The sequence below is a fragment of the Streptomyces sp. NBC_00483 genome, from assembly GCF_036013745.1.
GTDB lineage: Bacteria > Actinomycetota > Actinomycetes > Streptomycetales > Streptomycetaceae > Streptomyces.
Genome location: NZ_CP107880.1, coordinates 7,017,269 through 7,030,622, shown reverse-complemented (window position 1 = coordinate 7,030,622; position 13,354 = coordinate 7,017,269). Strand labels below are relative to the sequence as shown.

11 protein-coding genes are annotated in these 13,354 nt (G+C 70.2%); 7 read left to right on the top strand and 4 right to left on the bottom strand.

The genetic code is table 11. The annotated features are described in order from the left end of the window. Positions 1-254: 254 nt before the first annotated feature. The gene (locus OHA73_RS31600) at positions 255-2,711 is read left to right on the top strand and encodes a DNA gyrase/topoisomerase IV subunit A (RefSeq protein ID WP_267068915.1); all 2,457 of its coding nucleotides are present in this window, start codon (positions 255-257) and stop codon (positions 2,709-2,711) included. Here the strand turns inward: OHA73_RS31600 and OHA73_RS31595 are convergent. Further along, positions 2,708-3,865 carry a CobW family GTP-binding protein gene (locus tag OHA73_RS31595; RefSeq protein WP_327656712.1) on the bottom strand — a complete coding sequence of 386 codons (1,158 nt, stop codon included), beginning with the start codon at positions 3,863-3,865 and terminating at the stop codon, positions 2,708-2,710. The two genes, OHA73_RS31600 and OHA73_RS31595, sit on opposite strands and share 4 nt — an antisense overlap. 341 nt (positions 3,866-4,206) lie before the next feature. Here OHA73_RS31595 and OHA73_RS31590 point away from each other — a divergent pair, with 341 nt between their 5' ends. After that, positions 4,207-4,737 carry a DUF6082 family protein gene (locus OHA73_RS31590; RefSeq protein ID WP_327656711.1) on the top strand — a complete coding sequence of 177 codons (531 nt, stop codon included), beginning with the start codon at positions 4,207-4,209 and terminating at the stop codon, positions 4,735-4,737. Between the two features lie 129 nt (positions 4,738-4,866). After that, entirely contained in the window at positions 4,867-5,103 is a 237-nt protein-coding gene (locus OHA73_RS31585; protein WP_327656710.1) for a hypothetical protein, read from the top strand. Positions 5,104-5,182: 79 nt separating this feature from the next. Here the strand turns inward: OHA73_RS31585 and OHA73_RS31580 are convergent, their stop codons facing one another. Continuing rightward, positions 5,183-6,352, bottom strand: a complete 1,170-nt coding sequence (locus tag OHA73_RS31580) for a citrate synthase/methylcitrate synthase (protein WP_327656709.1) — start codon at positions 6,350-6,352, stop codon at positions 5,183-5,185. Positions 6,353-6,449: 97 nt separating this feature from the next. On the opposite strand from OHA73_RS31580, the gene OHA73_RS31575 reads away from it, so the two are divergent. The 4 genes from OHA73_RS31575 to OHA73_RS31560 all read left to right on the top strand — a co-directional run bounded on the left by OHA73_RS31575 (position 6,450) and on the right by OHA73_RS31560 (position 11,115). Continuing rightward, on the top strand, positions 6,450-7,718 hold the full coding sequence (locus OHA73_RS31575) for a citrate synthase family protein (protein WP_327656708.1): 1,269 nt from the start codon (positions 6,450-6,452) through the stop codon (positions 7,716-7,718). 27 nt (positions 7,719-7,745) lie between these two features. Next, the gene (locus tag OHA73_RS31570) at positions 7,746-8,702 is read left to right on the top strand and encodes a sucrase ferredoxin (protein WP_327656707.1); all 957 of its coding nucleotides are present in this window, start codon (positions 7,746-7,748) and stop codon (positions 8,700-8,702) included. An 86-nt stretch (positions 8,703-8,788) separates the two neighbouring features. Continuing rightward, positions 8,789-10,441, top strand: coding sequence for a sensor histidine kinase (locus OHA73_RS31565; RefSeq protein WP_327656706.1), 1,653 nt, complete (start codon positions 8,789-8,791; stop codon positions 10,439-10,441). Then, positions 10,438-11,115: a response regulator gene (locus OHA73_RS31560; RefSeq protein ID WP_266714969.1), complete on the top strand. Its 678-nt coding sequence runs from the start codon at positions 10,438-10,440 to the stop codon at positions 11,113-11,115. The genes OHA73_RS31565 and OHA73_RS31560 overlap by 4 nt, the downstream gene beginning before the upstream one ends. A gap of 75 nt (positions 11,116-11,190) precedes the next feature. On the opposite strand, the gene OHA73_RS31555 is transcribed toward OHA73_RS31560, so the two are convergent. Beyond that, positions 11,191-12,801, bottom strand: coding sequence for a solute symporter family protein (locus OHA73_RS31555; protein WP_266714968.1), 1,611 nt, complete (start codon positions 12,799-12,801; stop codon positions 11,191-11,193). Then, positions 12,798-13,331, bottom strand: a complete 534-nt coding sequence (locus tag OHA73_RS31550; RefSeq protein ID WP_266714967.1) for a DUF485 domain-containing protein — start codon at positions 13,329-13,331, stop codon at positions 12,798-12,800. The genes OHA73_RS31555 and OHA73_RS31550 overlap by 4 nt, the downstream gene beginning before the upstream one ends. Between the last annotated feature and the right edge of the window lie 23 nt (positions 13,332-13,354).

The window sequence follows — 13,354 nt, the reverse complement described above, 5'->3', positions numbered from 1 at the left end:
GCGGTGAGCTCTGGACTGCGGCAGGTCCTGGAACACTGAACTGCTGCGAGTGCTGCCACTGTATGCAAGCGTGCTGGCACCTGGCGAAGTTCCCGCCTGGGCTACGCCGTGAGCGAGCAGGCGGCCCTCTCGGTGCCCTGCGACACCCGGTACTGAAGGGCCGCGAGCGGCGTTGTCAGTGCGGCGGTCCACAATGGTCCGCGACAGTTCCCGTTCATGTAACCGTTCTTGTAGGTGAAGGAGCCGCAGCAGCGATGGCCCGCCGCAGCACGAAGACCCCGCCGCCCGACGACTTCGAGGAGAAGATCCTCGACGTCGACGTGGTCGACGAAATGCAGGGCTCCTACCTGGAGTACGCGTACTCGGTCATCTACTCACGCGCCCTGCCCGACGCCCGCGACGGGATGAAGCCCGTCCACCGTCGGATCGTCTACCAGATGAACGAGATGGGCCTGCGCCCCGAGCGCGGCTACGTGAAGTGCGCCCGCGTCGTCGGCGAGGTCATGGGTAAGTTGCACCCCCATGGCGACTCGTCGATCTACGACGCCCTGGTGCGCCTCGCCCAGCCGTTCTCCATGCGCGTCCCGCTGGTGGACGGGCACGGGAACTTCGGCTCCCTGGGCAATGACGACCGCCCGGCCGCCATGCGTTACACCGAGTGCCGCCCGGACGCCGCCGCGTCCCTCATGACGGAGTCGATCGACGAGAACACCGTCGACTTCGTCGCGAACTACGACGGCCAGGAGCAGGAGCCGCTCGTCCTCCCGGCGGCATACCCGAACCTGCTGGTGAACGGCGCGTCGGGCATCGCGGTCGGCATGGCGACGAACATGGCGCCGCACAACCTGGGTGAAGTGATCGCCGCCGCGCGGCACTTGATCCGGCACCCGGGCGCCGACCTCGACACGCTCATGAAGTACGTTCCGGGGCCCGACCTTCCGACGGGCGGCCGGATCGTCGGCCTGTCCGGCATCAGGGACGCGTACGAGACGGGCCGCGGCACGTTCAAGATCCGCTCGACGGTCTCCGTGGAGAACGTGACGGCGCGCCGCAAGGGCCTCGTCGTCACCGAGCTGCCCTTCGCGGTCGGCCCCGAGAAGGTCATCTCGAAGATCAAGGAACTGGTCGGTTCCAAGAAGCTCCAGGGCATCGCCGACGTCAAGGACCTCACGGACCGCGAGCACGGCCTGCGCCTGGTCATCGAGATCAAGAACGGCTTCGTGCCGGAGGCCGTCCTGGAGCAGCTCTACAAGCTGACGGCCATGGAGGAGTCCTTCGGCATCAACAACGTGGCGCTGGTGGACGGCCAGCCGCTCACCCTCGGCCTCAAGGAACTCCTCGAGGTCTACCTGGACCACCGCTTCGACGTGGTGCGCCGTCGCAGCGAGTTCCGCCGCAGCAAGAAGCAGGACCGGCTCCACCTGGTGGAGGGCCTCCTCGTCGCCCTGGTGGACATCGACGAGGTCATCCGCATCATCCGCTCCAGCGACAACAGCGCGCAGGCCAAGGAGCGCCTGATCGAGCGCTTCTCGCTGAGCGAGATCCAGACGCAGTACATCCTGGACACGCCGCTGCGCCGCCTCACCAAGTTCGACCGCATCGAGCTGGACGCGGAGCGCGACAAGCTCAACGGCGAGATCGACGAGCTGACCGGCATCCTCGATTCCGACTCCGAGCTGCGCAAGCTGGTCTCCACCGAACTGGCCGCCGTGTCCAAGAAGTTCGGCGACGACCGGCGCACGGTGCTCCTGGAGTCGGCCGGCGCCCCGGTGTCGGCGGTTCCGCTCCAGGTCGCCGACGACCCGTGCCGCGTGCTGCTCTCCTCGACCGGGCTGCTCGCCCGTACGGCGAACGGCGATCCCTTCACCGAAGGTGAGGACACCAAGCGCACGAAGCACGACGTGATCGTCTCCTCGGTCCCCGCGACGACTCGCGGCGAGATCGGCGCCGTCACGTCCGAAGGACGCCTGCTGCGCCTGAACGTGGTCGACCTGCCTCAGCTCCCGGACTCGGCCTCCGCGCCGAATCTCTCCGGAGGCGCCCCGGTCTCCGAGTTCCTCTCCTCCTTGGAGGCGGACGAGACGGTCGTGTGTCTCATGACCCTGGACGAGTCCTCGCCCGGTCTGGCGATCGGCACCGAACAGGGCATCGTGAAACGCGTGGTGCCCGACTATCCGTCCCACAAGGAGGAGCTGGAGGTCATCACCCTCAAGGACGGTGACCGCATCGTCGGCGCCGCGGAGCTGCGCACCGGTGAGGAAGACCTGGTCTTCATCACGGACGACGCACAGCTGCTGCGCTTCCAGGCCTCCATCGTGCGCCCGCAGGGCCGCGCGGCGGGCGGCATGTCCGGCGTGAAGCTGGCGACAGGAGCGAAGGTCATCTCGTTCACCACGATCGACCCGGCGGTCGACGCGGTGGTGTTCACCGTGGCCGGATCGCGCGGCACGCTGGACGACTCGGTGCAGACGACGGCCAAGCTCACGCCGTTCGACCAGTACCCGAGGAAGGGGCGTGCCACGGGCGGCGTCCGCTGTCAGCGCTTCCTGAAGGGCGAGGACTGTCTGAGCCTGGCCTGGGCCGGGCCGGCACCCGCGCGTGCGGCGCAGAAGAACGGCACGCCGGCCGAGCTGCCCGAGATGGACCCGCGCCGCGACGGTTCGGGCGTGTCGCTGCCGAAGACGGTGGCGTCGACGGCGGGTCCGGTCTAGGAACGCGGGAGCGGGTCAGGAGCGAGGTCGGCCTGGGGGTCGACGTAGTCCGCGACCTCCTCCGCCTCGCCCTTGTCCTGCACGTAGCGGAGAACGCCCCACATGCCCTGCTCGTCCACGGTGTGTGGGGCGTCGCTCTTGGCGGCGTCGAGCTGCTTGCCGAGGTCGGTCGTGTCGATGCCGGATCCGATCAGGACGAGCTGGGTGAGGCGCTCCTCTTCGCTCGGCCACGGCTCCGGGTAGAACCTCAGGAAGCGCCCCACGGCATGCACGGCGTACCGGTTGCCCGTGTCGCCCGCGCCGAAGTCGACATATCCCTTGATGCGGTAGAGCCCCTCGGGCCTGCTGTCGAGGAACGCGGTCAGCCGGCGGGGGTCCATGGGCACTTCGGAGCTGAACGCGACACTGTCGTAGGCGGCGTGCAGATGCGTGTCGTGCGCCGCGCGGCTGCCCTGGTCGTCATCCTCGTCATCCTCGACACCGTCGTCATGCCGGTGCAGATCGTCGAAGGACAGCTGCCCGATCCGCTCCCCGGTGGGGCGGCAGTCGAAGAGCAGCGCCGGGTCGATGCGCCCGTACGACGCGGAGACAACGGCGGCCCGGCCGGCCGCGGCCCGCACGGCGCCCAGGACCCGCTCACGCTCGTCCGGGCCGACGCGATCGCCCTTGTTCACCACGACGAGGTCCGCGATCCCCAGGTGCCGCTCCACCTCGGGGTGCTTCTCGCGGGTGGCGTCGAACTCGGCGGTGTCGACGACCTCGATCAACCCTCCGTACACGATCCGCGGGTTGTCGCTGGCCAGCACCATGCGCACGAGTTCTTGAGGCTCAGCGATGCCGCTCGCCTCGATCACGATGACGTCAATGGCATGCATGTCATTGACAGGCCGAGTCAACTTCTCCAGATACACGTCAAGTTCACTGGCATCCACCGCGCAACACAGACATCCGTTGCCGAGCGCGACCGTCGAGTCGCCCAGTTGTCCGGCGACCGCCATGGCGTCGATCTCGATCGACCCAAAGTCGTTGACGATCGCCCCGATCCGGGTGCCGCCGCTGCGGTGCAGCAGATGATTGAGCAAGGTGGTCTTCCCCGACCCCAGGAAGCCGGCGAGGACGACGACGGGGATCTGCTGCGGGCTGGCCTTGCTCAACGCGACCTCTCTCACACCGGATCGCGCCGCGGCGTGCGCCGCAGCGCACGCCGGTTCGGGGTCCGGCTCTCGTACGAAGAATGAATGCCGCCCCAGGATACGAGCGGGTGGAAAGGCCGCGAAGTGAACGATTGCTAACGGCGCCCGCTGGGCACACGTTGGACATGGCGCCGGTTTTCGCGAACTGAGCATCCACCCGTGCGCCTCCTCTCCGCCTCCCGCCGATCAGAGCCGCTCAGCACCCTGGGAGTCGGCAAGCGCGCCGCCCACCGCCGCCGGTTTCCGTCTCCGTCGCCCCTCATCCGACGACCGGCGCACGGTCGCCTGAATCGGGGGTTGACATGACCACACAGAGTCAAGGGATATGCCGGACGGTAGTCGCCGCTGCCGTGGGCGGACTCGCGGGTGGCACCGCGACACATCTGTGGCATCGCTTCGGCCCGGGCCCGAAGTGGGCGTCGGAGGAACGCCGCCGTCTGGCCCGCGCGCATCAACAGCGCATGCACTGGGAGCTGCTGAGCAAGGCGCTCGACGACCCCGAACTCGCCGTCGTGATCGACAACTACGGCCTGGACCTTACGCCGCAGAAGCGACGCCAGTACATGTACGCCAACCTCTGGTACGTCAACGCCTTCCACCTCTACGAATCCGGCCTGTACGACCACCGTGAACTCTTCGGCAGGCTGCGCGAACTGTTCCAAAGCCCGTACGTGCGCGAGTACTGGGAGGCCACGCGCCCCCACCGGGCGTCACTGGACCCCTCGTCCAGCGAGGCGGAGATCGGCCGCATGGCGGAGACACTGTTCCACGAGCTCGAGGCCGCAGCGGACAACGAGGAATGGTGGGTAGTGGGCGAACCGCCGTCGGACTGACAAGGTTCCCCCGAAGCGGTGAAGTTGCGCAACAACTCCCCCTGGCGGGAGGCGAATCGGTATCCTCACGCGTCATCAGGCGCACTAATGTTGCGACGTAACGTCGCCCCGAGAAGGAATCCGGTTCCCTTGAAGATCGTACGCCGCATCGGGGTGCCCCCGAGCGCACGCGGAAGCAGTTCTGGCGCCACCTGCCCCGATGTCTTCGAACTCAGCGATGGGAACTTCGCCGTGATCGGGACAGAAGCCACCGCGGACCTCAGACACGAACTTCCCCCGGACGCCGGGGTCGCCGACTACGAGCGCATCGTCATCGTGAACCGAGAGACGCTGCTGCGCGCCAAGCAGGACATCCCCGACGCCTGACAGATACCCCTTAGGGCGCACCATGTCGCATGCACGACGGCCGCCGACCGCAGATCCGGTCGGCGGCCGTTGCACGCCATCAGACCGCCGGTGGAACCGCCACCGGCGGCTCCATCCCCACGTACCGCGCCGCAGGGCGGATGATCTTTGAATCCTCGGACTGTTCAAGGATGTTGGCGCTCCAGCCGACGACCCGGGCCGCCGCGAACGTCGGCGTGAACATGGTGCGTGGCAGTCCGCACAGCTCCATGACCACGCCCGCGTAGAACTCCACGTTCGTGTGCAGTTCGCGGCCCGGCTTCAGCTCCGCGAGGATCGCCTCCACCTGGCGCTCGACCTGGACCGCGAAGTCCACCAGCGGGCCGCCGAACCGCTCCGCGATTCCACGCAGCATGCGCGAGCGCGGATCCTCCGTGCGGTAGACGGGGTGGCCGAAGCCCATGATCCGCTCACCCGCGAGCACCCGTTCCCGGATCCAGGAGTCGATGCGGTCCGGTGTGCCGATCGCGTCCAGGGTGTCGAGCGCACGGCTGGGCGCCCCGCCATGGAGCGGCCCGGACAACGCTCCGACCGCCCCGACCAGAGAGGCCACGACATCCGCTCCGGTCGACGCGATGACACGACCCGTGAACGTTGACGCATTGAATCCGTGATCAATGGTTGAGATCAGGTATTGCTCGATGGCTCGTGCATGCGCGGGGTCGGGCTCCGAACCCGTCAACATGTACAGGTAGTTGGCCGCGTACGAGAGATCCTCGCGCGGCTCCACGGGCTCGAGCCCCTCACCGAGCCGGTGCAGTGCGGTGAGCATCGTGGGGACCACGGCCGTTGCCGCCACCGCATCCGCGCGGCGCCGCTCCGGGTCGATGTCGTACACGGGTCGAAAGCCCCGTGAGGCGCCGAACAGCGAGAGCGCCGTCCGCAGCCCGGCGAGCGGCCCCGAGACCGCACCGGCCCGGGCGATCGCCGGCAGCGCGGCCCGCACGTCCTCGGGCAGCCCGCGCTGCCCGGCGGTCTCCCGCGCGAAGGCCGCGGACCGCTCGGCGCCGGGCAGCTCACCATGGAGCATCAGGTGCCACACGTCTTCGAAACCACGGGTCTCCGCGAGCTCGACGGCGGAGTACTGGCGGTAGTGATAGAAGCCCTCCCGCCCCCTGACATCCCCGAGTTCGGTGTCGGTGACGACGACACCGGCGAGCCCGCGCGGTACGTCGACGGCCGTGGCGGCCGTGCTCCCGTTGATCGGCATGTTTCCTCCCTGGACTTGATTCGACTGTCCATGCTTGACTCAATAACTGTCAATATTGATTGAATCAATGCATGGCGATCCGGATACGGTGACGCGCATGAGGGATCAAGAACCTGCGCCGACACAGCGGGCCCGCCGCCTGACCACCAAGGAGACCGCCGAGCTGCTCGGCGTGAAGCCCGAGACGGTGTACGCGTACGTGAGCCGCGGGCAGCTCACCAGCAGGCGTGGGGAGAACACACGCGGCAGCACCTTCGACGCCGCCGAGGTCGAGGCACTCGCTCGCCGCAACAGACGGGAGACCACGGCCGGTTCGGGCACCGGCGAGCTGTCGGTACGCACGCGGATCACCCTCATCGACGACGACCGGTACTTCTTCCGGGGGGTCGACGCGGTCCAGCTCGCGGCCCGCCACTCGTACGAGGAGGTCGCGGAGTGGCTCTGGACGGGAACGCTGCGCCCCGGCGCCCGGTTCACCGCCCCCAAGGAATCGCTCTCCGCGGCCCGCAAGGCCATGGCCGCCCTGCCCGAACTCAGCAGCCCCATCGACCAGTTGCGGGTGGCGGCCGTTGCCGCGGCGACGGCCGACCCGTTGCGCTACGACCTGTCCGAGGACTCCGTGCTCGGCGCCGCCCGGTCTCTCATCCCCACCCTCGCGGCCGCGCTGCCCCTCGTACGGACGACGTACGTGGACGGCGCGCCGATCGCCCAGCGCCTGTGGGGGCGGCTGACCTACAGGGAGCCCGACGAGGCGTCACTGCGCATCCTGGACATGGCTCTTGCCCTGTTGGTCGATCACGACCTGGCCGCCTCGACGCTCGCGGTTCGCGTCGCCGCGTCCGCGCGGGCGCACACCTACGCCGCCGTCTCGGCGGGCCTGGGCGTCCTGGAGGGGCCGTTGCACGGGGCGGCGAGCGGTCTGGCCCACCGGATGCTGCTGGACGTCCTCGACCGGGGCAGCGCGGGCTCCGTGGTGGCCGACGAGCTGCGTTCGGGCCGCCGCGTGCCCGGGCTCGGCCACCGCCTCTACCAGGGCGAGGACCCGCGCGCACAGGCGCTGTTCGCGGCGCTGGAGGAACTCCCTCAGGCGCGGCCCGCACTGGCGGCGGCCCGCGACGTCGTGGCGACCACTGCCCGCCACACGGACCTGCACGCCAATGTGGACCTGGCCCTCGCCGCCTTCACGGCGTCGTTCGGGATGGCGGCGGAAGCAGGCGAGACGATCTTCGCCGTCGCACGCACGACGGGCTGGATCGCGCACGCCCTGGAGGAGTACGGCGAACGCCCTCTCCGTATGCGGCCGACGGGCCACTACGTAGGCCCGCGCCCGCCACAACCCCTGCCGTCGGTTTCCGCGGCGGAGTGACCGGGCGGCGGGGTTAAGGTCGCCGCTGTGAATACGTGCACGACCGCCTCGCGGGATCTTGAGGAACCTCTGGCCGGGACGGCGGCCACCGCACGCACCTGGCTGCTGATCGAGCAGCCGGGGCCGTGGGGCGCGAAGGCCCTGGTCTCCAGCCATCTCGACCCCGAAGTGGGCCGCGCCCTGGAGGAAGCGGCAGACGGCACGGGGGTGCGCGTCGCCCTCGTGCGCCGTCCGGGCCGACACGCGGACCACCATGCCTCGCAGCGTCACCAGGTGTACGTGGCCCACACGGTCCCGGGAAACACCTGGCTGCGCAGCACCACAGTCGCGGCTCCCGAAGAGCTTCTGGGTCTCGACTTCGCCGCCTTGGGAGCGGGTCGGCACGGCGGCTTCGGCGCACCCTACGAAGGCGAGCCCCTCGCCTTCGTCTGCACGAACGGGAAACGCGACCGGTGCTGCGCGCTTCTGGGACGGCCCCTGGCCTCCGAACTCGCCTCCTCCGGAGAAGAGGGCGTCTGGGAAATCACGCACCTGGGCGGCCACCGCTTCTCCCCCACTCTCCTTGTGCTGCCCTATGGCTACGCCTACGGGAGGTCCTCGGCCGCCGACGTCAAGGAGGTCCTTCATGCGGTGCGCTCGGACCGGATCGTGCTCCATGGCTGCCGTGGCAATTCCGCCTGGGACCGTCCGGGGCAGGCCGCCGAGCTCGCCGTGCGCCGGGCGACCGCCGAGTACCGCGCAGATGTCCTGAGCGTCGTACACACGGCATCGATGGATCCACCAACCGATCCACCTGTTGATGCGCACGTGGACAACGCGTACTGGCACGTGACGATCGCCCACATGGACGGCCGCCGCTGGACGGTCGTGGTCGCCCGCGGCGCCTCGCTCCCGCCCCGGCCGGAGAGCTGTGGCGCCGCGCTCGGTTCGCCGGCCCGTATGGATGTCGTCGCTGTGCGTGAGGCTTCCGGGCTGCGCGGCTGACCGGGGCGCTCCCGCTCGGAGGCAGCAGGGAGATCCGCGCCACAAGGCCTTCGACCAGCGCCGACGGGCCCGTAACGTTCTGGGCCATGAGCTCGACTTCCCCTGCCCGCCGCCTGCGCTTCGGCCTCCCTAGACGGGTGTTCGCCCAGGTGCTGCTGATGCAGGTGGCGATCGCCGCGGGAGTGGCGGTGCTGGCGACGGGGCTCTTTCTGGCGCCGCTGAGCGACCAGCTCGACGACCAGGCGATGCGCCGTGCCCTGGCCATCGCGCAGACCACGGCGGCGGAGCCCCGGATCGCCGAGGAACTGCGTTCCTCACGGCCGAGCCCGGACGGTCCCGTGCAGGCCGCGGCGGAGCGGATCCGCCGGGCCAGCGGCGCCGAGTACGTCGTGATCATGAACCGGGAGGGCGTCCGCTGGTCGCACACCGATCGCGGCCGGGTCGGACACGTCGTGTCGACCGACCCCAGCGCGGCGCTGGCGGGCCGCGCGGTCATGGAGATCGACGAGGGGACGCTCGGCCGCTCCGCGCGCGGCAAAGTGCCCCTGAGGGCCGCGGACGGGGCCATCGTGGGAGCCGTCTCGGTCGGCATCGAGTACGACAGCGTCCGCGCGCGCCTCATCCACGCCATCCCGGGCCTGTTCGCGTACGCGGGAGGGGCCCTGGCCGTCGGGGCGCTCGCCGCCTATCTGATCTCGCGACGGGTGCAGCGGCAGACCCGTGACCTGGCCTTCTCGGATATCTCGGCGCTCCTGGCCGAGCGCGAGGCCATGCTGCACGGCATTCGCGAGGGCGTCGTCGCGCTGGATCGCGGCGGACGGATACGCCTGCTCAACGACGAGGCGCAGCGGCTGCTCGGCGTGGACTCGAAGGTGATCGGACAGCCGCTGGACGAGGCGCTCGGCGCTGGGCGTACGACGGACGTGCTCGCGGGGCATGTCTCCGGGACCGATCTGCTCACCGTCCGCGGGCAGCGCGTCCTGGTCGCGAACCGGATGCCCACCGACGACGGGGGTGCGGTCGCCACCCTGCGCGACCGCACCGAACTGGAGCAGCTGGGCCGCGAACTCGACTCCACGCGCGGCCTGATCGACGCCCTGCGCGCGCAGGACCACGAACACGCGAACCGCATGCATACGTTGTTGGGCCTTCTGGAGCTGGAGATGTACGAGGAGGCCGTGGACTTCGTCGGCGAGGTGGCGGGCGCGCGCCGGGTGACCGCGGAGCAGATCACCGAGCGGATCGAGGACCCGCTGCTGTCGGCCCTGATGGTGGGCAAGGCGACCGTGGCCGCGGAGCGCGGTGTCGAGTTCGGCATCTCCGGGGACACCTGGCTGCCGGACCGCCTCGTCGATCCGCGCGGCCTCGTCACGATCGTCGGCAACCTGGTGGACAACGCCCTGGACGCGGCCGCCGGTTCGGGACAGCACGCGCGCGTGGAGGTGCTTCTGCGGGCCGAAGGCCGAAGTGCGGTCCTACGGGTACGCGATTCCGGGCCTGGCGTCCCCGCCGACCAGCGCGAGACCGTCTTCGTGGAAGGCTGGTCCACCAAGGAGCCGCCGGCCCACGGCAAGCGCGGCATTGGGCTCGCCCTTGTGCGCAGGTTCGCCGAGCGGCAGGGCGGCACCGCCGAGGTGACCCAGTCGCCCCTCGGGGGCGCCGAATTCGTCGTTGTCCTGCCGGAGGCCCTCACCGTGGACGTACCGGACGTGTCGGACTTGACCGAGGAGGCCCGATGATCGACGTACTGGTCGTGGACGACGACATCCGCGTGGCCGACGTCAACGCCGCCTATGTGGCGAAGGTTCCCGGCTTCCGTGTCGCGGCGACCGCACACAACGCGGCGGAGGCACTCGACCGGATCGAGGAGCTCCATGTCGATCTGGTGCTGCTCGACCACTACCTGCCGGACCGGACGGGCCTGGCGCTCGCCCGGACGGTGCGCGAACGCGGCCACCAGATCGACGTGATCATGGTGACCGCGGCGCGCGACGTGGGGACCGTACAGGCCGCGATGCGCCACGGGGCGCTGCAGTACCTGGTCAAACCGTTCTCGTTCGCGGGCCTGCGGGGCAAGTTGGAGGCGTACGCGACGCTGCGGCGCACCCTCGACGGCGGGGGCGAGGCGGAGCAGGCGGAGGTCGACCAGATCTTCGGCGCGCTCTCCGCCGGGCCCGCGCCCGAGCTGCCCAAGGGGCACTCCCCCACCACCGCCGAGCTGGTCCGCCGGGCGATGATGACCGCCGAAGGCCCGCTGTCGGCACAGGAATTGGCCGACGTCACCGGGCTCAGCCGGCAGACCGCCCAGCGCTACCTCAAGCTCCTGGAGCGGACCGGGCGGGTGCGGCTGAGCCTCAAGTACGGCGACACCGGCCGGCCCGAGCACCGCTACGAGTGGGCCGCCAGCCGCTGACTCCCCGCAGGGGCGTGCCGCTCTCCCGTAGAGGCCCCCCGCCCGTAGAGGCAAAACCCCGCCCGCAGGGGCGTGTCAGACCGCCCCTGCGCCCGTGAGCGCCCGTACTTCGGTCTCCGCGTGCTTGGCCTCGTCCGGCTCCTCGGGGGAGGTCACGGTGCCCAGCCAGCCCGCGAGGAAGCCGAGCGGAATCGAGACGAGCCCGGGGTTCTCCAGCGGGAAGTACTGGAAGTCCACGCCGGGGAACAGCGACGCGGGGCTCCCGGAGACCACCGGCGACAGCACCACGAGCACCAGCGCGGGCACCAGGCCGCCGTACACCGACCACACGGCGCCCCGCGTGGTGAAGCCCCGCCAGAACAGCGAGTAGAGCAGCACAGGCAGATTGGCCGACGCGGCGACCGCGAACGCGAGCCCGACCAGGAACGCCACGTTCAGGTCCCGCGCCAGCAGTCCGAGCCCGATCGCGAGCACGCCGACACCAGCCGCGGCGACCCGCGCCACCGCGACCTCGCTCCACTGCCTGCCACCGCTCTTCCCCTCGGGGCCGCCTCTACGGAGCGAGGCGTACAGGTCGTGCGCCACGGAGGCCGAGGACGCCAGCGTGATCCCGGCGACGACGGCGAGGATGGTGGCGAAGGCGACCGCGGCGACGATCGCGAACAGCACCGTGCCCCCGGTGGAGTCCTCGCCGCCGCCCAGGTCGAGGGCGAGCAGCGGAACCGCCGTGTTCCCCGCGGCATTCGAGCCCCGTACGGCATCGGGGCCCACGAGGGCCGCGGCGCCGAACCCGAGCACGATCGTCATCAGGTAGAAGCTGCCGATGAGCCCGATGGACCACACGACCGAGCGGCGCGCGGCCCGCGCGGTCGGCACGGTGTAGAAGCGCGACAGGATGTGCGGAAGGCCCGCCGTGCCGAGCACGAGCGCGAGGCCCAGGCTGATGAAGTCGAAGCGAGCGGTCCAGCTTCCGCCGTACTTCAGACCGGGCACGAGGAAGTCCGAACCGTGCCCGCTGCGTGCGGCGGCGGTGCGCAACAGCTGGTCGAAGTCACCGTGGAAGCGCGCCAGGACGAGCACCGTCAGGGCGATCGCCCCGCCCATGAGCAGGACGGCCTTCACGATCTGGATCCAGGTGGTGGCCCGCATCCCTCCCATCGACACATAGATGACCATGAGCGCGCCCACGCCGACGACGGTCCAGGACTGCGCGGCGCCACTCGCCTCCCCCAGCAGCAGCGCGACCAGGCTTCCCGCGCCCACCATCTGCGCCACCAGATACAGAACGGACACGGTCACCGAGGAAGTTCCCGCGGCGATGCGCACCGGCCGCTCCCGCATCCGGGCGGCGACGACGTCGGCGAGCGTGAACCGGCCGCAGTTGCGCACCAGTTCGGCCACGAGGAAGAGGACCACGAGCCAGGCCACGAGGAAGCCGACCGAGTAGAGCAGCCCGTCGTAGCCGAACAGCGCGATCAGTCCGGAGATACCGAGGAAGGACGCGGCCGACATGTAGTCACCCGCGATGGCGAATCCGTTCTCCATGGGCGAGAACAGCCGGCCGCCCGCGTAGAACTCCTCCGCCGAACCGTGCCGCTTGCGGCTCGCCCAGGTCGTGATGGCGAGCGTGACCGCCACGAACACGCTGAACAGGACCAGGGCCAGGGTCTGATGCGCCCCGGTCACCGCCGGCCGCCCTCGCCGTGCGCAGTACCGTTCACGCGCGCGTCGCCGACGAGTCCGCGCGTCATCTCCTGCGTGTCCCAACGCAGTTCGAGCGCCGCGCGATCGCGACGCAGCCGCGCATGTCGCGCGTACAGCCACGTCAGCAGGAACGTACTGGCGAACTGCCCGAGGCCCGCCACCATCGCCACGTTCACGACGCCCGCGACCGGTTGGGCCATCAGTCCGGGCGCCGTCGTGGCGGTCACGACGTACGCGACGTACCAGGCGAAGAAGAGCACGACCGCCGGGACGACGAACCGCCGGTAGCGCCTGCGCACCTCCTGGAACGCCGCGCTGCGCTGCACCTCCAGGTAGACCCCCGCCGCGCTCCGCTCGGACGGCACGGCCGGGGCCGGCACCGCAGCCGCTCGCACGCCCGGGCCGCGCCACTCACCCCAATCCGAGTCCGGCTCGTCGTACCAGGGATCGCCGCCGCCTCTCGTGGCAACGGCCCTGGGCCGCGCGGTCGCGCGCCCGTCGTGCTTGTCCACCGGACTCTCCTTGTCCGCGGCCC

What these genes read in the sequence shown, in the direction of transcription:
- OHA73_RS31600 (WP_267068915.1), top strand. Translation starts at nt 255, where the DNA reads ATGGCCCGCCGCAGCACGAAGACCCCGCCGCCCGACGACTTCGAGGAG.
- OHA73_RS31590 (WP_327656711.1), top strand. Translation starts at nt 4,207, where the DNA reads ATGACCACACAGAGTCAAGGGATATGCCGGACGGTAGTCGCCGCTGCC.
- OHA73_RS31580 (WP_327656709.1), bottom strand. Translation starts at nt 6,352, where the DNA reads ATGCCGATCAACGGGAGCACGGCCGCCACGGCCGTCGACGTACCGCGC.
- OHA73_RS31575 (WP_327656708.1), top strand. Translation starts at nt 6,450, where the DNA reads ATGAGGGATCAAGAACCTGCGCCGACACAGCGGGCCCGCCGCCTGACC.
- OHA73_RS31565 (WP_327656706.1), top strand. Translation starts at nt 8,789, where the DNA reads ATGAGCTCGACTTCCCCTGCCCGCCGCCTGCGCTTCGGCCTCCCTAGA.
- OHA73_RS31560 (WP_266714969.1), top strand. Translation starts at nt 10,438, where the DNA reads ATGATCGACGTACTGGTCGTGGACGACGACATCCGCGTGGCCGACGTC.